Source organism: Paenibacillus sp. 2TAB23 (assembly GCF_052115165.1).
Classification (GTDB): Bacteria; Bacillota; Bacilli; order Paenibacillales; family Paenibacillaceae; genus Pristimantibacillus.
In genome coordinates, this window is record NZ_JBFRGD010000017.1 from 1 (window position 1) to 22,500 (window position 22,500).

13 protein-coding genes and 1 rRNA gene are annotated in these 22,500 nt (G+C 48.3%); 3 read left to right on the forward strand and 11 right to left on the reverse strand.

From position 1 onward, the window contains the following. Positions 1–126: ribosomal RNA gene (locus tag AB4Z29_RS21850) — 16S ribosomal RNA — on the reverse strand; the annotation flags it as partial. A gap of 632 nt (positions 127–758) precedes the next feature. Here AB4Z29_RS21850 and AB4Z29_RS21855 point away from each other — a divergent pair. After that, entirely contained in the window at positions 759–1,235 is a 477-nt protein-coding gene (locus AB4Z29_RS21855; protein ID WP_441945114.1) for an EAL domain-containing protein, read from the forward strand. A gap of 76 nt (positions 1,236–1,311) precedes the next feature. Here AB4Z29_RS21855 and ligA read toward each other — a convergent pair whose 3' ends face one another. The 6 genes from ligA to AB4Z29_RS21885 form a co-directional block, all read right to left on the reverse strand. Then, positions 1,312–3,312: an NAD-dependent DNA ligase LigA gene (gene ligA, locus AB4Z29_RS21860; protein WP_441945225.1), complete on the reverse strand. Its 2,001-nt coding sequence runs from the start codon at positions 3,310–3,312 to the stop codon at positions 1,312–1,314. Positions 3,313–3,375: 63 nt separating this feature from the next. Beyond that, positions 3,376–5,757, reverse strand: a complete 2,382-nt coding sequence (gene pcrA / locus AB4Z29_RS21865) for a DNA helicase PcrA (protein ID WP_441945115.1) — start codon at positions 5,755–5,757, stop codon at positions 3,376–3,378. A 253-nt stretch (positions 5,758–6,010) separates the two neighbouring features. Continuing rightward, positions 6,011–6,727, reverse strand: a complete 717-nt coding sequence (locus AB4Z29_RS21870) for a heptaprenylglyceryl phosphate synthase (protein ID WP_441945116.1) — start codon at positions 6,725–6,727, stop codon at positions 6,011–6,013. A 187-nt stretch (positions 6,728–6,914) separates the two neighbouring features. After that, a complete protein-coding gene (locus tag AB4Z29_RS21875) occupies positions 6,915–9,431 on the reverse strand; it encodes a DUF3656 domain-containing U32 family peptidase (RefSeq protein WP_441945117.1) in 2,517 nt (838 codons plus the stop codon). Between the two features lie 164 nt (positions 9,432–9,595). Beyond that, the gene (locus AB4Z29_RS21880; protein WP_441945118.1) at positions 9,596–11,521 is read right to left on the reverse strand and encodes a copper amine oxidase N-terminal domain-containing protein; all 1,926 of its coding nucleotides are present in this window, start codon (positions 11,519–11,521) and stop codon (positions 9,596–9,598) included. A 60-nt stretch (positions 11,522–11,581) separates the two neighbouring features. Beyond that, positions 11,582–12,697, reverse strand: a complete 1,116-nt coding sequence (locus AB4Z29_RS21885; protein WP_441945119.1) for a S1C family serine protease — start codon at positions 12,695–12,697, stop codon at positions 11,582–11,584. 308 nt (positions 12,698–13,005) lie between these two features. On the opposite strand from AB4Z29_RS21885, the gene AB4Z29_RS21890 reads away from it, so the two are divergent. Further along, complete coding sequence (locus AB4Z29_RS21890) at positions 13,006–13,974, forward strand: sugar phosphate isomerase/epimerase family protein (protein WP_441945120.1); 969 nt, start codon at positions 13,006–13,008, stop codon at positions 13,972–13,974. A 65-nt stretch (positions 13,975–14,039) separates the two neighbouring features. On the opposite strand, the gene AB4Z29_RS21895 is transcribed toward AB4Z29_RS21890, so the two are convergent. Further along, positions 14,040–14,255, reverse strand: a complete 216-nt coding sequence (locus tag AB4Z29_RS21895) for a hypothetical protein (RefSeq protein WP_441945121.1) — start codon at positions 14,253–14,255, stop codon at positions 14,040–14,042. Between the two features lie 362 nt (positions 14,256–14,617). Here AB4Z29_RS21895 and AB4Z29_RS21900 point away from each other — a divergent pair, with 362 nt between their 5' ends. After that, positions 14,618–15,637 carry a DUF7309 domain-containing protein gene (locus tag AB4Z29_RS21900; protein ID WP_441945122.1) on the forward strand — a complete coding sequence of 340 codons (1,020 nt, stop codon included), beginning with the start codon at positions 14,618–14,620 and terminating at the stop codon, positions 15,635–15,637. Positions 15,638–15,765: 128 nt separating this feature from the next. Here AB4Z29_RS21900 and uvrA read toward each other — a convergent pair whose 3' ends face one another. From uvrA to AB4Z29_RS21915, 3 genes are all read right to left on the reverse strand, one after another. Then, on the reverse strand, positions 15,766–18,648 hold the full coding sequence (gene uvrA / locus AB4Z29_RS21905; RefSeq protein ID WP_441945123.1) for an excinuclease ABC subunit UvrA: 2,883 nt from the start codon (positions 18,646–18,648) through the stop codon (positions 15,766–15,768). 16 nt (positions 18,649–18,664) lie between these two features. Further along, positions 18,665–20,665: an excinuclease ABC subunit UvrB gene (gene uvrB, locus AB4Z29_RS21910; RefSeq protein ID WP_441945124.1), complete on the reverse strand. Its 2,001-nt coding sequence runs from the start codon at positions 20,663–20,665 to the stop codon at positions 18,665–18,667. 219 nt (positions 20,666–20,884) lie between these two features. After that, positions 20,885–22,036: a response regulator gene (locus AB4Z29_RS21915; RefSeq protein ID WP_441945226.1), complete on the reverse strand. Its 1,152-nt coding sequence runs from the start codon at positions 22,034–22,036 to the stop codon at positions 20,885–20,887. Between the last annotated feature and the right edge of the window lie 464 nt (positions 22,037–22,500).

Sequence of the window (22,500 nt, forward strand, 5' to 3'; positions counted from 1 at the left end):
AGGTTACCCACGTGTTACTCACCCGTCCGCCGCTAACCTTGTCCCGAAGGACAAGATCCGCTCGACTTGCATGTATTAGGCACGCCGCCAGCGTTCGTCCTGAGCCAGGATCAAACTCTCCAAATTGGTGTTTGACTTGCTCATTACTTAACTAGCTATTGTAAAACATTATCGGATCGACGTGATCCATTTGTTCAGTTTTCAAAGAACTTGTTTGTCACATTTTGTCGTGACAAGAAATCATACTATCATCTTCACTCGACGCTGTCAACAGCTTGTTTCACTTTTTCAGTAATTCAATCAGTTGTTTTGGTGTGTCTCAGAAGCGACAAGAAATAATATATCACTTGCGCAAACATAAAACAAGTTGAAATATTTTACAAATGCCTAGCAACTCAAATATAACGGCCTCGCACTAATTGATAATCACTCTCAATGACTTTAACATGTTTGAAGAAGCGCAACTATACGATCTGTATTGATATCAACGAAGGGAGTGTAATACCTCTATCGCTCTCCCCTCAAGGTATCGAAAGAGCTTATGGACCATTAATCATCCTTTTGTCTGCTGCTTTAATCATAAGCACTGCACTATACGCGGTTCGCAAGCAAGCGCGCACCCCATTGCTTCATTCAGGCAACAAAATCCTTTTCAACCATATGAACCTTCATATCGCGTCTTAGTGGAGACGAATTCATCGTTTTGCTCGTTGACTCTGAGGCGGAATCCGCCATGCATCACGCAGAGTACATCCGGAATGCAATTGCCAAGCCAAGAAGAAGACCTTTTCGAGACGATTCAAACCATTCTGGCAGAGAACAGGCTGCCTCCGTACCTGCTTGAGCTTGAAATTACAGAAAGCATCGGTCTCCAGGGAACCGATCAGGTCATTCAAAAGCTGACTAAACTGAAAACACTAGGCGTACGTATCGCGATCGATGATTTTGGGACAGGGTATAGCTCGCTTCATTATTTGCAGAAGCTGCCGCTGGATACGTTAAAAATGGATAAGTCGTTCATTAAAGAAATCTCGAATGAAAAAGCAGGAAGTTCCATCGTGCATCCGATTATCGAGCTTGCGCATAGCTTGCAGCTTGACGTGCTTGCCGAAGGCGTAGAAACGGATTCACAGCATCAAAAACTCGTGTTATTTGGCTGCAATCGGCTGCAAGGCTATTTATTCTCACCACCCGTTTCTGCCAAAGAAGCCCAAAGGCTGCTCACTGCCTCCTAACAAAACAAAAAAAGGTCTGATCCTGAGGTCAATCCCTCCGTATCAGACCCTTTTCATTTACTAGAAGCAATCGCTATTACTCGACCGTTTCACCTAACAAACGAAGCAGCTCCGCTTCCTCTTCAATGACTGTAATACCAAGCTCACGCGCCTTCGTCAGCTTACTACCCGCACTTTCGCCAGCAACGACAAAATCCGTTTTCTTCGACACACTGCCGGAAATTTTGGCTCCGCAGGCTTCAAGAAGCTTTGCCGCCTCATCTCTGGACATCGTGGGCAGTGTTCCGGTAAGCACAACGGTTTTCCCGCTGAACACACTGTCGTTTCTGGCTATTAGTTGCTGCTCCGCCTCTGCCTTAACACCAAGCTCACGCATTCTCGCTATGCTGGCCATAATAATCGGATCCTGGAAGAAGCCGACGATGCTCTCTGCCACGATACCTCCAACGTCCGGCAGCGTAATAAGCTCCGATGCCTCAACCTGCATAATGGCATCTAAATTGCCATAATGCTCGGCAAGCATTTTGGTCGTCGCTTTGCCAGTGTTCGGTATCCCAAGCGCAAATAGGAATGAAGCCAGCTCTCTATCCTTGGATTTCTCGAAAGCGGCAAGCAGCTTAAGAGCCTTTTTCTCCCCGAAGCGTTCAAGTTTAATAAGGTCATCATAGGTCAAGGCATATAGATCGGCTGGATCCCGCACCTCGCAATCCTTGTACAGCTGATCTGCTGTCATAACGCTGAACGTATCGATATCCATCGCATCACGCGAAGCAAAGTGTGTGATGCGTCCAATAATTTGCGGTTGGCAGCCTAGTTTATTGTTGCAGAACAGATGAGCACCGCGCTGCTCCAATTCCGTCCCACAGGATGGGCATACCGTTGGAAATACGATCTCTTGCCCCGGCTCTTCGTCCGCTTTCCCGAGAATTTCTGGGATAACGTCATTGGAGCGGCGAATTGTAACTAGCGTCCCCAAAGCGAACTTGAGGTTTTTGCGCTCAATATCGCCTATATTGTTAAGCGTACAGTTCTGAACCGTTACACCCGCAAGCTCGACCGCTTCCACACGTGCCACTGGCGTTATTTTACCCGTACGGCCAACCTCCCACGATACAGCCTCAAGCACCGTTGCCGCTTCCTCCGCTTCAAACTTGAACGCTACTGCCCAGCGAGGAAATTTATCCGTGTATCCCAGCGCCTCTCGCGTCCGCATATCCACTACCTTGATAACAGCACCATCGATCAGGAAATCCAGCTTCTCGCGCTGTTCCGTAACGCGGAGCAGTTCATCCTGCACTTCTTCAATCGTATCCAAATAGGTCACGTAAGGATTTACTTTGAAACGATTATCATTGAGAAACTGCTGCATTTCGCGATGGTTCTCAAACGCAACACCGTCGGCAAAGCCCACGTTATAAAAGAACGCATTTAGCTTTCGCTCCGCCGTAACCTTTGGATTAAGATTGCGCAGCGCTCCAGCTGCTGCATTACGGGCATTCTTAAGCGGCTCAGCAGCAGTCTGATTGTACTTAGCCAGAACAGAAAGCTGCATAATGCCTTCACCCTGTACCTCAACGATGCCATCGTTAAACGGAATGGACAGCGGAATCGACCGAATCGTGCGTACCTGCTGCAAAATGCCTTCACCAACGGTGCCGTTCCCGCGAGTCGCTGCCTGTACAAGTTGCCCGTCTTCATAAGTAAGGTTAAGCGTCAAGCCGTCAAACTTCAGCTCTACGACATACGTTGGCTGGGGCAGCGGCTGTTCATCTGGATTCTTGGCGTTATAATCAGCCACTGCTTTCAGCAGCCGCGTATTCCAGGTAAGAAGATCCTCGACGTTTTGCGCTTTATCGAGACTCCATAAACGGGAACGATGCTTGTAAGGCTCGAACCCTTTCAGCAGATCACCACCTACCCGCTGCGTTGGAGATTCAGGCAGGATCATGCCCAGTTCAGATTCGAGCGCAATCAACTCATCGTAAAGCTTGTCGTAATCCGCATCGTTAATGGATGGCTGGTCCAACGTGTAATACCGATAATTATGGTCTGTAATGACCGCGACAAGCTGTTGCATCCTCTCTAATTGAGCGTTCACGGAATGCTCCTCCTTCTAATCGTTCAGAATAACGGACAAGGCTTATACTTTCGTTATTGGCGCATATCCCGCAAGCAGCCGTTTAATACCGACAGGCGCCGGAAAAGCAATATTAAGCTCCATGTCTTTGCCTGTACCTTTCACCGAGACAATGACGCCGATCCCCCATTTGCCATGGGAAACCCGCTCACCTGAAGCGAAGTCGCCCGAAGCAGCAGTTCCTGCTGCCCCGCCGCTTTGCTGCGCCGTGCGTGCCGCATCCTGCAGCGGCGTGCTTACCCGCACGCCGCCTCGTCCGCCGGCTGCCGGGCTTGCTCCGCGCATGCCGGGTGCTGCAGCACCGGAGCCGCCGACCCCATTGCGACCCGGTGTGCCGCGGCTTCCATTACCAGTGCTTCCCGTTCCGCCCGTAACGCTAACCCCGCTTCGAACACCGCCAGCGCGAGAATATCCACCGCTGCCGCTGGATGCGCCTTCTCTGACGCTCTCCGGTATTTCCTGCAAAAATCTCGAAGGCAGATTCGAGCTCGTTCGGCCAAACAGCGTACGCATGCGAGCACAGGTAAGATACAGCCTTTTCTCGGCACGCGTAATCCCTACATAAGCAAGCCTCCGTTCCTCCTCCAGCTCTTCATTATCGGCAAGCGCCCGGCTGTGCGGAAATACGCTTTCCTCCATTCCGATAATGAACACCACAGGAAACTCTAGTCCTTTGGCGCTGTGCATCGTCATGAGCGTTACGGCATCCTTGTTTTTCTCTGCTTCTTCCTCATCCTTGTTCAAGGAATCAATATCCGCAATGAGAGCTAGGTCGGTTAGAAACGCTACGAGCGTACGATCATCGTTTCTTTTCTCGAAATCCATCGTTACAGATAAAAACTCATCAATATTTTCTAGCCGAGCCTTCGACTCCAGTGTATTTTCCTGATGAAGCTCAAGCCGATATTGAGAAAGCTCAAGCACCTTCTCCGTCAGCTCCGTAACGGACAAATATTCAACCATTCGCGTGAGATTGTCGATGATCTCATAAAACTCCCGCAGCAGCGTGCGCGTGCGTCCGTTAACCTCAACCTCGCCTAGATTGTTCAGCACGCGATATATGGATGTGCCTCTCCGCGCCGCTTCATCCGCCAGCTTGCCGACGGTCGTATCGCCAATTCCCCGCTTCGGCACATTGATGATCCGCACCAGGCTGATATCATCATCCGGGTTCGAAACAAGCTTCAAATAACCGAGCAGGTCCTTGATCTCTTTGCGATCATAGAACTTTATGCCGCCGACGATCTGATAAGGAATATCCGATTTAATCAGTATTTCCTCTATTACCCGTGATTGCGCATTGGTACGATACAAGATCGCATGATCGGCAAATTTATGGCTTTTATTTATGTTCTTACGAATCTCGCCTGTTACGAAATATCCCTCGTCGTGCTCCGTATCCGCTTGGTACAGCGCGATAAGGTCGCCAGCGCCTTGGTCTGTCCACAGCTTCTTCGGCTTGCGGCCGGTATTCAGCTTAATGACCGCATTGGCTGCATCCAAGATATTCGCGGTTGAACGATAGTTTTGCTCAAGCATAATCGTACGCGCTTCGGGATAGTCGCCTTCGAAATTCAAAATATTCGTAATATCCGCACCGCGCCAACGGTATATGGACTGGTCGCTGTCGCCGACAACGCAAATGTTATGATGCTTATCGGCTAGCATCCGCGTCAGCATGTATTGCGCCCTGTTCGTATCCTGATACTCATCCACATGAATATAGCGGAACTTATTCTGGTAGAATTCCAATACCTCGGGCACATCCTTGAACAATTGAATCGTCATCATAATGAGATCATCAAAATCAAGGGAGTTGTTGCTCCTTAGCTTCTTCTGGTATTTCGTAAATACTTGAGCAACGATGCCGTCGAAATAATCGCCAACCTTCTGTTCAAATTGCTCCGGGGAAATCAGTTCATTCTTGGCTCCGCTGATCGCCGCTTGAACAGCCTTTGGCTCGACCTTCTTCGTGTCGATGTTCATATCCTTCATGCAGCCGCGAATTACCGAAAGCTGGTCAGAGGAATCCAGAATGGAGAAGCTAGACGTAAAACCGATCCGATCAATATCTCTGCGAAGAATCCGCACGCACATGGAGTGGAAGGTTGATACCCAAATATCCCGCCCAGATGGGCCTACGAGCGCGCTTACCCGGTCCTGCATTTCACGTGATGCTTTATTCGTAAAGGTAATAGCGAGAATACTCCATGGCGCTACACGCTTCTTTTCGATTAAGTAAGCAATTCGATGCGTCAGTACGCGTGTCTTGCCGCTGCCCGCTCCAGCCATTATCAACAGCGGCCCGTCAGTCGCTTGAACGGCTTCGCGCTGCGGCGGATTCAGCTTCTGTACCGCTTGCTCGATGCTCATAAAATTAAACATGGTCCGACTCCTTTGTTCGCATATGTTCGCCTCTTCTCAGTGTAGACAACGACCATCCCTGTGTCAATTTACAAACGCAAAAAACACCGTCCAAAATCCGTCATTTAAGGGATGAAAAGCCCATCTGATCAGAAGCCCTCGCACCTAAGTGCGCTTAAACAGAAAAATAGCGCCATACCGCATAAGAAAACGATTCTTCCTATACCGTGCAGCACCATTCTTTTCAAAACTGCTATTCATTAGAATCTTCAGGCTACCCTTGCAGACGACTGCTGACAACTTCGCGTACGGCGGACACCGTCGACAACGCTGCAGCTAGGTCGCTGTATACAATATTTCCTACGACAACGGTATGCGCGGCCTCCGCTGCTTGCCGCGCTTTGTCCACACCGTCTATGCCGCCGCCGTAAAAAACCTGGGCATGTACCGCAGTCGTACGCGCACGCTTCACGAGCTGCATATCGCCAAACCTGCCGCTGTATTCCAAATAGATGACCGGCAGCCTCATTAATCGATCCGCCATGCGAACATGGGCAATCAGGTCCGTCTCCGTTAGCCCTGTATGTGCTTCTGTCAGCTTGGCTGCGGTTGCCTCTGCATTCAATATAATATAACCCTGTGCAGCGGTTTCCTCCCAAGGCACGAAGGTGCCGTATTCCTTCAGACCCTCTGTTTGCCAGCCCGTAATCCACTCTGCCCTGCTCGTATTGAGAACAAGGGGGATAAAATAGCCATCAAACCCTGGAACCGCGCCATCGAGCGTTGATACTTCAAGAGCACAGTCCACCTCGTATCTTCGGATCCTCGACATCAAATCAACGGTATTCTCGAACGTTACTCCGCTGGAGCCGCCGACAATGATGGCATCCGTTCCTGAGGTACAAATGGCATCAAGCGCTTCATCGGATATTTCTCGTTCAGGATCAAGCTTAAATACATGCCTCCAGCTCGCGAACCAACTACCATTCATGTAAGACCACGCCTCGCTTCTTCCCCAAAATCGCATGCCGCATATTTGCGTTATCCCTCTATGCTATGACAGGGCGATTAGTGTGTCAAATCCTAGTGATTTCTTTACTTATCCACGTCGAAAAAGAAAACCGCCCTCTCAGCAAAAGAGAAGTCGGTTTAGATTCGTTGCTATGGCATGTCCATCTTTATTTGACAAGCTGTCCTCGCGTAACGCCAAGCTGATTAATTGCCTTAAGGCTGCGCCACACTTGCGTTCCACTAATTCGGCCATCAAGCGCATCACGGTAAAGCCCAAGCACCTCAAGCACCTTTTCAGGTGTTTCCTCTAGAAACTCCACACGGAAATGGGATACGCCCATGCTGACGAAATTACGAATATATTCAGCGCCTGATTGCTCGATCGCATTATATACCGTATTACGGCAGCCCTCATCAACGCGCACAGGATGCGCCATTCCGATACGATCCTGCAAGGATGCGCGCTGCTCCTCGCATGGACGGCCGCAGTTCGTAAAGTCGGTGCCCTCGCTCATGAAGGTGCAATATACGCAATGCTCCGTATGGAACATCGGCAAATGCTGATGAATAACCATCTCCAGCATCGATGTGTCCGAGCTTTCCAGCAAATCAACCATCTGCTGTATATTCAGGTCGTACGACGGCGTAATGAGATCTAGACCCACCTCTGTAAACAGGTTAACCGCCTTATGGTTCGCCACGTTCAGTGAGAAATCACCAATAAGCTTAGGGAAAGGCTTATCCGGATTAGCAGCGCGGGCACGAAGATAATAGTACAGCGCTCCCGTGTTCCGTACGAGGACGGCATCCGGCTGCAGCTTCAGAATGTTCGCGTGATAGCCGTTCTCTCCCGGCATATGAATGCGCGGCGTTGCCAGCGCAATGGGCTTGCCCGCTTCGCGTGCAGCAGCAATTGCAGCAGGGAATTGCTTAATGAATTCAAAATCGGCGTATACGATAGAAACATCGGTTTTGACCGCTGCTTGTACCTGCTCGAGCGTACGGCATAAAGCAATCAGGTTCGCATCCTTGCCGCTTTGCGGTGCCAAAACATCTTTTTTCGGCACATCAGAACGTGCATCTACCGCATGCTTCACGTAGACAGGAGGCTTCGGACGCTCGCCGGACAGCAGCTCTACCGCTTCTCGGCGCAGCCTATTGAGTTCGCGGATAGGAACGATCAAGTCTCCCTGAAGCTCGACTTCCAGCTTCTCAAGCTGATAGACGGTACCGCCTAGTCTACCCAATTGATCCTCAAGCAAAGCTGCGTCCATCGGACGCTTCTGCGCCTGCTCAAGCTCAAGCTCGGTAACGACCTCGATGGTCGTCCCCTTCTGAACATCCGTCCACCATGTGCGCATCGGCTGTCCCAAGGCACCTGTAACCCGAATATGAAGCGGAAATACACGGTAAGGCTTTTCCGTTTCGAAGGATGCTCTCAGGCGCTTATCAAGTGCCGGATCATTTGTCTTCCAAACTCGGTCGCCTACATGTACTTTGCGAAGATCAACGTCATTCCGTCCGGCTACCAGTTCAATCATTGTGCCTTCCTGTGCTTCGCCTTCAATTTTTACGCCTTGGCGCCGGATATCGTAAACGCGGCCGCCCTCTTCCTTCTTCGTTGGATCGCCGGCATCAAATACAATGCCGTCGCCGCGCTTAAGCGGAGCGTCTATCCGCAGCGTAACCGCATCGCGCATCACACGCTCTACACGGCCGAGGTAAACGCCGCGGCTTTTCGGAAACGTGCCCTCTACGAGCATTTTATTGTTCGTTCCCGACAAAAAACCATGCGTAAAGCCGCGCGAGAAGCTTTGCTGAAGCTCGCGCACATCCTCCACCGACGGCTTCGATAGGTCTCCGTCGAAATATTTGTCGATCGCGCGCCGATACTTGCTCACGACATTCGCGACATATTCGGGACTTTTGAGACGTCCCTCAATTTTGAACGACTTCACGCCCGCTTGGATGAGCTCCGGTACAATATCGATTGCCGCCAAATCCTTCGGCGACAACAAATATGCGATGTCTCCCATAGGTTGAATCTCGCCGTCGACCATAAGGTCGTACGGCAGCCGGCATGCCTGCGCGCACTCGCCGCGGTTGGCTGAGCGTCCGCCCCACATTTCGGATGTGAGACACTGCCCTGAATACGATACGCATAACGCGCCATGTACGAAAACTTCCATCGGCAGCTTCGCCTGCTCACCAATCGTACGAATCTGCTTCAAGTTATTTTCGCGCCCCAGCACGACTCGCTCTAGCCCGAAAGGTTTTGTGAACTCGACAGCCTCCGGCGAAGTAATCGTCATCTGCGTTGATCCATGAATCGGAAAATCCGGCGAAAGCTCTCGTATCAGCTTCACCAAACCTAAATCCTGCACGATGACTGCATCCACACCAGCGTCGATGCACATCTCAATCAGCTTCTGCGCATCTCTCAGCTCGTCTTCAAACACCAATATATTAAACGTTAGAAAGCCCTTCACACCGTAAGTATGAAGAAAGGCCATAATTTCCGGCAGCTCCTCGCTGCGGAAGTTATTCGCGCGCGCCCGCGCATTAAACTTCTCTACGCCAAAAAATATCGCATCCGCGCCATTCGCCACAGCCGCTCTCATGCAATCCCAATCGCCAGCCGGAGCCAGCAGCTCTATATCCGATCTTACTATTGTTTCAGTCATATTAACGATCCATTCCTCTCATCCTCGAAACCTGCTCCACCTATTTTAACAAACCGCGGTCATCTATACCACTACACAATACTGGCATCCCGCAAAATAGACCACATTCGCAAAAAAAGACCGGCTCCCTCAATCGGGAACCGGCCCTCCATTTGAAATTTAAATTAAATGAAACGAATCGATTGCGCTACGTCGTTAATCAGCTTCAAGTTACTTTCGGTAGCGTGGACGTCCTCAAGGGAGAAATAAAACACCATCGAACCATCAGCCGTATCAAAAAAATAGAGAATCTCCGTATACGGCAGCATTCCTTTTGGCTTAGCAGCATGCAGCACTACCTTGCGCGCGGTTTTCCCATTGATTGTTACCGTCGTATTTTCTTTAATCGTTATTCCTTCTGTTGTCACCTGGGGTCCGTATGCAAGCTCATTCACTTGAGAAGCTAATTGCTCAGCCGAATCGGTTGACTCGTACGCCTCGAACTCGCCAGCATTAAACGTATAATATACTTCGTCTTCATTAAAGTTATTTTGTTCGCCTGTCCAGAACGCCGGCATCTCGATGGAGTAGCCATAAGTGGCGCTGCGTTTCGTTATTTTTTTGCTGCGGTCTATAAGATCCAACCGATCATCAACCAGTCCAAAGTTCTTCTCAATATACGCCGTATCGATCGTTGCAGAAGCAATGACTTGTTTTAGCGTATCTTTGCTTTTTGCGCTGTTTACTGACGGATGAAGATATACCAGCGAATACCTGTACTCTCCGGAAATAAAAGCAATTTCGTTAAAAGTGATCCAATAATCTTCACCATATGAGATATCATAAGAAAGACTCAATGCCACTCCGTTCTTTAAGTTGACCGGTGCTGTAGCTACATTGCGAATGTTCGAGCCGACGAACTCTTCGCGGAGATTCTTCTCATGTCGTGCTGCCCAGCTTTCAAGCGTATCTCCAGTCAAAAGAGATCCAAAGGAAAACAAGAAGGAATCCGTTTTATTCGCAAACGCGGGAGTAGAGCCGTCAGAATCATCATACCATCCCGCCGGCAGTTTTACGGAGAAGCCATAGTCGGCATCCTTAAACGAAATCATGCCCTCTTGGACCTTTGTAATATTTTTTACGGTGTTATCAGACACATTAAAGGAAGGCACAAAGCTGTTCAACAAGGCATCATAGCCGCCCAGCACAGACTTGTCCGAGCCTTTCACGCCAACCAGGACAATAAAGTATTTATCCGCTTTTTGAACCCCGCGATATTCATAATACATTTTGCTTTGCTTCGTATACGAGACAACCTTTTCGAATTGTTGGCCGCCTACCGTAATCGTACGCTTATCCACCGTTATTTCATCGCCATCGTAATAGCTGTACAGCAGATCACGCTGCTCTTCAACCGTTAGCACATCATCGCCGATCATTTCCGTGAAGACATTCACCTGCGCGGCTACTTTCGACGCGTCGGCAGTATCTGCCCAGCTTACAAAATCACCGCTGTCGCTTTGCGCAACTTGAACAAGGCCAGTCGGGTAATTCAATGACCAACCATAATAACTATCACCGATTTTCGTTTTTCCGTAATCGGAGTCAATTGAGCTGCCGCCCGTTCCGGACGATTGCGCTTTTGCGCCGATGATAACTGTTTCTTTGGTTTTTGCGTCTGTCGTAATTTTCGCTCCGAACGCTTCTACAATAACGCGAAGCGGAACCATTGTCGCGCCTTTCACGACTACAGGGGCTACGGCAACCGTTTTTGCAGCACCATTCACTTTAACCGTTTTGCTTCCGAAGGTCAGAACAACCTTGCGCTCATTGTAGGCCAGAGTGATCACATTGCCGTTCTCCAATTTCAGTCCAGCGCCAAATGCATTGGTAATCACTTTCAACGGCACCATCGTCGTACCCGCTTTGACAAAAGGAGCCTCCACGGTTGTCGCTTGACCATTAATTTTAACCGTTTTGCTGCCTGCCTTCAGACGAACCTCAACCTGGATGCTCGCATCTGCCGCAAAGGCCGCTATCGGAAGCAGCGCCAATACCAAGAGTGCTGGCAGTACAAGCATAATCATTCTTTTCATAACGTTCATTTTCATATATTATTGCTCCTCATAAGTTCGAATGCTTGCTTGTATCCATTCTTGCTCGTTTCTTTCTTAGCCTTCAACTAAAGTTAGCTTCCGCGTTACAAGATCTCCGTCGCTTTGCAGCATGACCTCAACCTGCTGGCCAGGCAGATAACTCTTCAATATCTCATTTAGCTCCACGATTGCAGAAACTTGTTTACCAGCCACTTTATATAACAAATCGCCGTTTTTAATGCCTAGCTTTTGTGCAGAAGCCGACGTAACCGTTTTGACCGTCAACGGGTCTGACGTAGGTATTCCAATGAGTGCTGACCAGCTTTGTTCCAAATCCAGTCCTAGCGACGCTCTTTTGACATGGCCATATTTGAAAAAGTGATTCGTCACATACTGTACCGTATCTGCCGGAATGGAGAATCCCAGATTATCAACTCCAATTTCTACAAACTTCAGAGAATTGATTCCAATAACTTCGCCCTTCATATTCACCAGCGGCCCGCCGCTATTGCCAGGATTAATCGCCGCATCTGTTTGCAGTAGATTGTAGGCAGAGGATATGCTCCGATTCATACCACTTAGTATCCCGCTCGTAGCCGTATTGCGGAGTGAGAACGATACGGGTGTGCCTATCGCTACAACCGTCTCACCAACCTGCACCTTCAGAGGAGACGGTGCGAGCTTCGCAATGGGCAGCTTCGTTGCTTTGATTTTGACCAATGCGAGATCACTTGCTTCATCATGATGCGTGCGAACGGCATCGTACTTTTTACCGTCTGCCGTAACCACGACTAAATTGGTCATTTCTTCTACGACATGAGCATTCGTAACGATCCAGCCATCTGCACGGATAATCACACCCGTTCCATGGGCTAACGCATAGCGAGGATCAGCCGAACCAACGTCTTTGGGCTTGCCTATAATGGCGACAACTGCTGGAGAAACTTTCTTAATGACCGACGGAATATCGACCGGCGTGTAGGCGTACGTGCTGGACTTGGAATCAAAGGTTCCCGTCCCGCCTAACGTATTGGTCAGTGAGCTAGCTTTGACGTATACCTCACCATTCATTTTTTTGGCATTCATGATGTAGGTTCCTGCGCTGGTCGTTCCAGCGGCCCATGCCGTTCCCGCAGTAATTATTGCCCCTAATGCGATAATGCTGCACATGCGGAGCATCTTGCTCTTCATGCCTCCACTCTCCTCTATAGCTCTCTCTAACTCTATGAAACTGGATGGCATAAATCTCCGATTCCAATTATAGTAATCGGGGTCTAATATAGCATATATTCCAATTATTAACAACGAACATCGCGCAATTATATAGTCCAAAAGCATTATGTGTTTCCACGCCTCGTTCTTCATTACGCTAGATTTGCTTTGTTATTATGCGATTGTGTCAAATGTCATTTCGGTTATGTGTTCTGATTACAGAAGTGGTATACTATGTGGGACTACTAAATCAATCCATTCAATGGATTCGGGAGGTAAAGGAACAAATGAAATTAGGAGTATTTAGCGTTCTTTTTGCACAAAAACCATTCGAGGAAGCACTCGACTATATCGCATCCAAAGGGCTTGACGCCATCSAAATCGGAACAGGCGGTTACCCTGGCGACGCGCATTGCGATCTTGACGGATTGCTGGCTGACGAAGGAAAACTGAAAGCGTTTAAACAAGCAGTAGAATCACGAGGGCTGATGATCAGCGCACTTAGCTGTCACGCCAACCCACTGCATCCGCAAAAAGCAATCTCAACGGAGCATGATGAGGTTATTCGCAAAACAATTGAGCTTGCCAATCGCCTTGAAGTGGCTGTTGTCAACACTTTCTCTGGCTGCCCAGGCGACCACGAGGATGCGAAATATCCGAACTGGCCGGTTGCTCCATGGCCGAACGATTTCCAAGATATTTTGAAATGGCAGTGGGAAGCAAAAGTTATTCCATATTGGTCTGAAATCGCTAAGCTTGCAACAGCTGGCGGCGTAAAAATCGGTCTTGAGCTGCACGGCGGATTCTCCGTACATAGCCCGGCTACCCTGCTTCGCCTTCGTGAAGCTGCTGGCAACGCGATTGGCGCTAACCTTGATCCTAGCCATATGTGGTGGCAAGGAATCGATCCTGTACAAGCTGTTCATATTTTGGGACGCGCAGGAGCGATCCATCACTTCCATGCTAAAGATACAACGATTGATCCGATTAACGTTAACCACCATGGTGTTACCGATATGCAATCCTACGCTTTAATGCTGGATCGCGCTTGGCAATTCCGCACCGTTGGCTACGGCCATGACCTGAAAGTGTGGTCGGATATTCTTAGCGCACTTCGTCTTGTCGGTTATGACTATGTGGTTAGCATCGAACACGAGGATGGCTTAATGTCGGTTGACGAGGGCTTCACCAAAGCCGTTCAAAATCTCCAACAAATTCTAATCCGCGAGCCGCTTGGCGAGATGTGGTGGGTTTGATCCATATAGAAACATAGAAAAAGGTCTGCCAGACTTGTCCGGCAGACCTTTTTCCATGCGAAATGCTACGCCATCCAGACTTTCGTGATCATAATAAAGTCGATCAACAAAAACAAGCCTAGTGATACGGCCGTGAAGCCGATCGCGAAAATGTTTTTCTTCGGACGAGCCATCAACAGTCGAACGAATCCGATTGCGATCAATACCGTAAAGGCAAGCATAAACCAATCGAAAGTACCGATTTTACTTGCGGCTTTCGCTGCTTCTTCTGCTAAAAACATGAAGGGACCTCCTTTTTCTCGCACGTAACCTATTTTATTATATGTTAGCTTTTTGTGGCTTCCGACGCAAGCCTGAATCGGGAATCGTAACAAGTTTGTCACGTTTTTTTTGCTGCTATTTTAAATTGTCCTATTAATTGATAATCTATAACGGTAACGCATCAAATGCCAAGCGGTCTCTCATGCAAAAAAACACACTACTCCGCACCTATGTGAAAAGTCGTTTTTATTTATTTTGAACGTTGAGAAATGTTATAATTAATCAAGTTTCCCTTATAAATAAAAACCTGATCTTATTTTTTCTTCTTTTTTATTGCAAATAAACAACTTATTCCAAACGATAGAAGAAGCGAGGAATTAACATGCAGCCTACTGAACAGCAATGGACAAGACTTTATGAAACCGCAATCGCTTTTAAGGCAGCTAAGCCATGGAGCATTCTGGAGAATGGTGATATATTCGCTGTCAAGGATCCTAACTCCAGCTTAACCGGTTATTGCTGCGTAATGGGAGCGGGTGGCGAGCTTTATGGGATGGCCGTGTATTTGGGAAAAAATGGTTTGGATACGTTGCTTGCTATGTTCAATGATGAACTGAACGAGGACCCCATTTTTATTCAACATTGCCTCATGCTCTCTTTTGATGACCGCGAGAATCTCCAGCCTAAGGAAAGAGAAATGATTAAAAAACTCGGTTTTATATTTCGTGGCCGCGGAGCATGGCCGAGCTTCAGATTGCATGAACCTGGATATTATCCTTGGCCGCTTGAGCATGCCCATGACGTGTCCTTTCTATCGGAAGCATTAGAGCAAGCCATACAGGTTGCATCGAAAGTCAGTGAAAATTCTCAATTACTCCATTCGAACAATGACCAACTCCTTCACCGCGTAGGACAACCTCAACCGAACGGTGCATTAGAATGGCATAATGAGTGGCTGCTGCCCGTTGAAGAGGGTGAAATGGAATCCGATCAATCACCGTACGTACCGAATGAGCTGCTCCTAGCCCAGTTGAAGAAAACAGCCAAATCATCCCAAAGCATATGGGAAATCGATCTGTTTTTCATCCCTACGCCCGTCATGGAGAAAGGTAGACCTTATTTCCCGATGGCACTCGTTGTGATGGACCAGGACTCACAGCAGATTATTACCATGCACATGTTTCAGCAATCGGAGGCTTCATTTATCGTTCCGCAAAAGTTTATTGAGCTGCTTCAGATGATCAAACAGCTGCCCGATAAGCTTGTTGCCCCTAAGCCTGAAGTCTTTCCATATTTGTCACCGATATTAGATTTTTTCTCTATAAACTGCTTTACTCACAGAGGCCCTATGCTGCTTGATGAATTTAAACATTCCTTATTTGCACAATTCGGGGGTCGTTGAGCATTTTAAAGAAGTTATAGCCCATATAAATAAAGAAGCAGGCTGAACCTTGTACTGCACCCCAATTGTTAGACACCATCTAACAATCTGGAGGTGCAGTACACCTCAGCCTGCTTTCTTATTCGTGATTACTCTGCCGCGGCAGCAACCTGCTGTTTCTCCTTATGCAAAGCAACGGTACGCGCACGATCCCGCTCTAGAATCGGTTTCAAATACTTTCCTGTATAAGACTGATCTACTTTGATGACCTGCTCAGGCGTTCCGGTAGCAACGATCATGCCGCCGCCGCTGCCGCCCTCTGGTCCAAGATCAATGAGATAATCAGCAGTCTTAATGACATCCAGATTATGTTCAATGACAAGTACAGATTCACCAGAGTCCACTAAACGATGCAGGACATTCAAAAGTCTGTCGATATCATGTACATGCAAGCCCGTTGTCGGCTCATCCAAAATGTAGAGCGTTTTGCCGGTCGAGCGACGATATAGCTCAGCAGCCAGCTTCACGCGCTGCGCTTCTCCGCCGGATAAAGTCGTTCCAGGCTGGCCCAGCTTCATATAGCCTAGTCCAACATCCAACAAAGTCTGTACCTTGCGGAGTATGCGCGGAATATTTTCAAAGAAGGTGCACGCATCCTCGATTGTCATATCCAGTACTTCTGCGACGTTTTTGCCCTTGTATTTCACTTCGAGCGTCTCGCGATTGTATCGCTTGCCTTTGCAAATTTCGCAAGGAACATATACATCTGGAAGGAAATGCATCTCGATTTTGATAATCCCGTCACCGCGACAAGCCTCACAGCGTCCACCTTTAACATTAAAGCTGAATCTGCCCTTCTTATAGCCGCGAACTTTGGATTCCGTTGTGCTTGCGTATAAATCGCGAATATCGTCAAATACACCTGTATACGTCGCCGGGTTTGATCTTGGCGTTCTGCCGATTGGTGACTGGTCAATATCGATAACCTTCTCCAAATGTTCAATCCCGCGAAGCTCTTTGTACTGACCTGGACGCGTCTTCGCCCTATTGAGGTCGCGCGCTAGCGTTTTATACAAAATTTCATTCACGAAAGTCGATTTACCAGAGCCGGAAACGCCCGTTACCGCAGTAAACACCCCAAGTGGAATTTTTACATTAACGTTCCGGAGATTATTTTCCTTCGCACCACGAACCTCTAGCCACTTTTCATTCGTCTTGCGTCGATCCGAAGGTACTTCTATGAATTTGCGCCCGCTTAAATATTGTCCAGTCAACGAATGCTCATTCGCCATTACCTCTTCTGGCGTACCTTCAGCAATGATCATCCCGCCATGAATGCCGGCGCCTGGTCCAACGTCAATGATATAGTCAGCAGCAAGCATCGTATCTTCATCATGCTCAACCACTATTAAAGTGTTCCCAAGATCGCGCATATGCTCTAGCGTCTCGATTAATCGATCATTGTCACGCTGATGCAGCCCAATGCTTGGTTCATCCAGTATATAGAGCACGCCCATTAAGCTGGACCCAATTTGTGTCGCCAGCCTAATCCGCTGCGCTTCGCCGCCTGACAACGTTCCCGCTGCGCGGCTAAGCGACAAATACTCAAGACCTACATTCACAAGAAAGCCTAAACGGCTGTTGATTTCTTTGAGAATCAAGCTTGCGATCGTAAGCTCCTTCTGCGTAAGCTTCAAGGAGTCAAAGTAACGCTGTGCATCTCCGATCGAGAACGAAGTAACCTGCGAAATATGATGAGACTGGATCGTTACGGCCAAGCTTTCCTTGCGCAGTCGCTGTCCCTTGCAGCTTGCACACGGCTTGGCGCTCATATAGTTCTCGATATGCTCGCGCATCATATCGGATGCGGTATCCCTGTAGCGACGCTCCAGATTATGGACGATACCTTCGAATGGAACAAATGCTTCCTTCCGATGGCCAAAGTCATTCTCGTAAAGGAAGCGAACGCGTTCGCCGCCCGTACCGTACAACAGCTTCTTCATCTGTTCGGGCTCAAGCTCCGAAACCGGCACATCCTGACGAATGCCATAGTGGACGCAAACGGCGCTTAAAAACTGCGGATAATAATTTGAGGTACTGCCTGCCCACGCAAGGAAAGCCGCATCCTCAATGGATTTGCTCATATCCGGCACAAGCAAATCAGGATCGACGATCATCTTGACACCTAAGCCGTCGCATTCTGGACATGCCCCGTAAGGACTGTTGAAAGAGAACATCCGCGGCTCCAGCTCTTCAATGCTGAAACCGCACTCTGGACATGCAAGGTTGGAGCTAAAGAGAAGCTCCTCTTGATCCATAATGTCGACAAGCACGCGTCCTTCAGACAGCTTCAGCGCTGTCTCGAGCGAATCAGCCAGCCTTGTCTGAACATCCGATTTCACAACGATACGATCCACTACGACTTCAATGCTGTGCTTTTTGTTTTTTTCCAATTCGATGTTCTCACTCAGCTCGCGCAGCTCGCCGTTCACGCGTACACGAACGAAGCCTTGCTTCTGTATGTCCGCCAACAGCTTCGTATGCTCGCCTTTGCGGCCAGAAATTAATGGCGCCAGAATCTGCAGCTTCGTCTTCTCGGGATACTCCATAATCCGGTCAACCATTTGCTCAACCGTTTGCGAAGTAATTTCTATGCCGTGATCCGGACAATGAGGTTTGCCTACCCGTGCAAAAAGAAGTCTTAAATAATCGTAAATCTCGGTTACCGTGCCTACTGTAGAGCGCGGGTTGCGGCTTGTCGTTTTCTGGTCAATCGAGATGGCCGGCGACAATCCATCTATAGAATCTACGTCCGGCTTCTCCATCTGACCCAAAAATTGACGCGCATAAGCAGATAAGGACTCAACATAGCGACGTTGTCCTTCCGCATAGATCGTATCAAATGCAAGTGAAGACTTACCTGATCCGCTTAACCCCGTCAGTACAACGAATTTATCGCGCGGAATGGTGACGTCGATGTTTTTTAAATTGTGGGCACGTGCGCCCTTGATTACTATTTTATCGCTAGCCAATCGTTTCTCCTCCTACTTAGCCCATCTCGGCACGCAGCTCAAGCAGCGCATCCCGCAATTCAGCAGCTCTCTCAAACTGCAGATTTTTCGCAGCATCCTTCATTTCCGCTTCCAGCCTTTGAAGAAGCGCCAGACGTTCCTTCTTATTCATCTTGCCCGCTCCGACCCCGGTTAAGTAATCAGCCTTCTGCTCGGCTACCTTCGTTGCCTCGATGACGTCATGCACTTTTTTACGAATCGTTTGCGGCGTAACGCCGTGTTTCTCGTTGTATGCCAACTGTATGGTACGCCGACGCTCGGTTTCTTTGAGAGCGCGATCCATAGAATCCGTAATTTTGTCGCCGTACATGATTACGCGGCCCTCGCTGTTCCGTGCCGCGCGCCCAATCGTCTGGATAAGCGCGCGATCCGAGCGGAGGAAACCTTCCTTGTCCGCATCAAGAATCGTAACCAAAGATACCTCGGGCAAATCCAACCCTTCACGAAGGAGGTTGATTCCGATAAGGACATGAAACACGCCAAGCCTGAGATCCCGCAATATAGCAAGCCGTTCCAGCGTCTTGATATCGGAATGGAGATATCTAACCTTTATGCCAATCTCCTTCATGTAATCGGTTAAATCCTCTGACATCTTCTTCGTTAACGTTGTAACAAGAACCCTTTCATCCTTTGCAATCCGATCGCGGATTTCGTTCAAGAGATCATCGATTTGTCCTTTCGTTGGACGAACGTCTATGATCGGATCAATAAGACCCGTAGGACGAATGATTTGCTCAATCATCTTGTCCGTATGTTCAATTTCATATGGTCCTGGCGTCGCAGACACATACACAAGCTGCTTCGCTTTCGCCTCGAACTCTTCAAAACGAAGAGGACGGTTATCCATCGCTGACGGAAGCCTAAACCCGTGATTAACGAGCATTTCCTTGCGCGCGCGGTCACCATTGTACATAGCGCGAATTTGAGGCAGCGATACATGTGACTCATCAATCACGATTACCATGTCATCCGGGAAATAGTCCAGCAGCGTATATGGCGTAGCACCGCGCTCCCTAAAGGTCAACGGACCGGAATAATTCTCAATGCCTGAACAAAATCCCATCTCCGCCATCATTTCCAGGTCATATCTCGTCCGCTGCTCCAGTCTTTGTGCTTCCAGCAGCTTTCCTGCCTCGCGCAGCTCGGCAAGACGCTCCTCGAGCTCTCGTTCAATATTCACGAGCGCGACCTTCATCGTCTCCTCCTGCGTAACGAAGTGAGACGCTGGAAAGATCGCGATATGTTCGCGTTCCCCGATAATTTCGCCTGTAAGCACGTCAATTTCAGAGATACGCTCAATCTCATCCCCGAACAGCTCTACCCGAATAGCTCTTTCATTATTCGCAACAGGGAATATTTCGACAATATCACCGCGAACGCGGAACGTCCCCCTTGTAAAGCTAATGTCATTGCGCTGATATTGAATGTCTACCAATCTATGAAGAATCGCATCACGGGATTTCTCCATACCAACTCGGAGCGAGAACACTAGACCGCCATATTCAGTTGGCGACCCGAGACCGTAGATGCAGGACACGCTGGCTACGATTATAACGTCCCGACGCTCGAACAAGGAACTGGTCGCGGAGTGCCGCAGCTTATCAATCTCGTCGTTAATGCTTGAATCCTTCTCAATAAAGGTGTCGGATGATGGAATATAAGCTTCAGGCTGATAATAATCGTAATAGCTTACGAAATACTCTACCGCATTATCCGGGAAGAAGCTCTTGAACTCGCTGCATAGCTGGGCTGCAAGCGTCTTATTATGTGCAATGACCAGCGTAGGCCGATTCAGCTTCTCGACCATGTTCGCAATGGTATATGTCTTGCCTGTACCCGTTGCGCCGAGCAGCGTTTGATGCCGCTTACCGGCCTTGATACCTTCTAACAGCTGCTCGATCGCTTTAGGCTGGTCACCCTGCGGCGTATAATCCGATTTCAGCTCAAACAGCTTTGCTTCTTTTGCAAGCTCGCTCATTCCAAACCTCCGCTCTGTCATTCGTCATGCTATTGTTTTATCAGTATGGTCAATTATGTGAAATTGTTTTCATTCGATGCCAGGAAATAAGAATGTTTGTTCCCGTTTATTATACCGTTATCTTTTAGCTGACGCAATGTGCCATATACAAAAAAAATACGCGCATCAAAGTCCGAAGTCGGTCTCAGCTGTCGTATTTCTTGAAAGCGGCTGCCTTTCTCAACAAATGTGCTCTTTTCCCATCCTTTGGCTCTGCCACTGCTTGTACCAAGCGCTCACTGGTTCCGCAACCGGCAAACCCAGTTCCTTCTCCATCGTTAATAGTAACCGCTCATAATGAGCAGAAACCTTGTCATAAAAGCCTAATTCATCGTAAAGCTTCATAACAATCAAGCCTTCCGCTTCATTATATGGATCAGCAGCCTGAATTCTTTCAAATAGATTAAGTGCAGCTAAGCGACTCTCGTCGTTTTGAAGAAAGCTTTGAGCAAGGCCCCTTGCGTGGTTCAGCCACAGCTGACGGAGTCGCTCTCTCTCATTTTCAGCCCAAATGTATCCATAGTCCTGCATATAATCGCCTTCATAATCGTCAAGAAGCTGCAAAAGCTTATCTTTATTCTGCTCTGCAAGATCATCTTGTTTTGCAAGCCCCCGCTCCCACATTTCCGTATCCAAAACGACTTGCCCCATGTCGAGAATATAGCCCTCCTGAATACTAGAGTTCTGAATGGCCAGCTCCATCCCCATTTTCTGCAAGCATTGCCTGATTTGATAGATAGCCGTATATAGCTGTGTCATCGCGCGCTTCAATTCCATCTCGGGAAAAAACAATTCCAGCAGCGTAGACTTATGGACAAGCTGCTTGCGGTGGTGCAGCAAATACAAAAACAGCTCCTGTGCCTTTGACGTTCGCCATTTTGGAATCTCTGGAATTAGCCCCTGTGATTGAAAGCGCAGCGTTTTGAAGCAATATATCATTTGTGGCTGATCGATGTCCTGAAACGACTTTATTCGACCGGCCCTCCGTCTTATTAAACGTTCAACCGTCTTCTGAATACGGGATTTCTGTAAGGGCTTGAGCACATAATCTACGGCATTCAGTTCAAATGCATTAATCGCATATTCATCATGCGCGGTTACAAATACAATATCTGCGTCTGGGCAGACCTGCTGGATAAGCTCCGCTGCTTGAAGACCTGATATCTCCGGCATATGGATATCCAGAAATACAACATCAGGCTGCAGCACTTCGGCCTGCTCTACAGCATGCAGCGGGTTCTGGAATGTATCGATTGCAGTAAGTTCAGCTGCCTGGTTTAGCATCCGTTCCAACTGGACAAGCGCCAGTCTTTCATCATCTATTAAAAGCACCTTCAATTGCTTCACTCCCATAACTCATCTGAAACATGTCAAATTTAGAGCTATAACTTTTCATTCTGCCATTTCTTATATCGGCTTATTTCTAATAATCATTTACGTGAATCACACGAAAATATGCCAAACGAACTATATTGTTCAGAAAATGTACAGATGACATCAGTATAGTAATCATGATGCGAATAAAGTCGTGACCTGACGAATGATGACGGTTCAGGACTTTCGTTTGTTCAACATTATTCTTTTCGTGGCCACATTATTCCCCAGGATTCGAGCAGCTTGCTAAATTCGTCAGCACAGGTGAGCGTGCGTGTTTAACCTATCAGGCATTAATTTCCTTGCCGATCAGTGAACCAGCTACTATGATCCTGACATTTTCCAAGCGCCTGCCTATTACTTCTTCGACCACCACCTTCAGAGCAAGCAGGTTGACTTTAATAAGGAGGCTGATCCGGCTA

Coding starts and splice junctions, on each gene's coding strand:
- AB4Z29_RS21855 (WP_441945114.1), top strand. CDS start 759: ATGCAATTGCCAAGCCAAGAAGAAGACCTTTTCGAGACGATTCAAACC.
- ligA (WP_441945225.1), bottom strand. CDS start 3,312: ATGCAACAGCTTGTCGCGGTCATTACAGACCATAATTATCGGTATTAC.
- pcrA (WP_441945115.1), bottom strand. CDS start 5,757: ATGTTTAATTTTATGAGCATCGAGCAAGCGGTACAGAAGCTGAATCCG.
- AB4Z29_RS21870 (WP_441945116.1), bottom strand. CDS start 6,727: ATGAATGGTAGTTGGTTCGCGAGCTGGAGGCATGTATTTAAGCTTGAT.
- AB4Z29_RS21875 (WP_441945117.1), bottom strand. CDS start 9,431: ATGACTGAAACAATAGTAAGATCGGATATAGAGCTGCTGGCTCCGGCT.
- AB4Z29_RS21880 (WP_441945118.1), bottom strand. CDS start 11,521: ATGAAAATGAACGTTATGAAAAGAATGATTATGCTTGTACTGCCAGCA.
- AB4Z29_RS21885 (WP_441945119.1), bottom strand. CDS start 12,697: ATGAAGAGCAAGATGCTCCGCATGTGCAGCATTATCGCATTAGGGGCA.
- AB4Z29_RS21895 (WP_441945121.1), bottom strand. CDS start 14,255: ATGTTTTTAGCAGAAGAAGCAGCGAAAGCCGCAAGTAAAATCGGTACT.
- AB4Z29_RS21900 (WP_441945122.1), top strand. CDS start 14,618: ATGCAGCCTACTGAACAGCAATGGACAAGACTTTATGAAACCGCAATC.
- uvrB (WP_441945124.1), bottom strand. CDS start 20,665: ATGAGCGAGCTTGCAAAAGAAGCAAAGCTGTTTGAGCTGAAATCGGAT.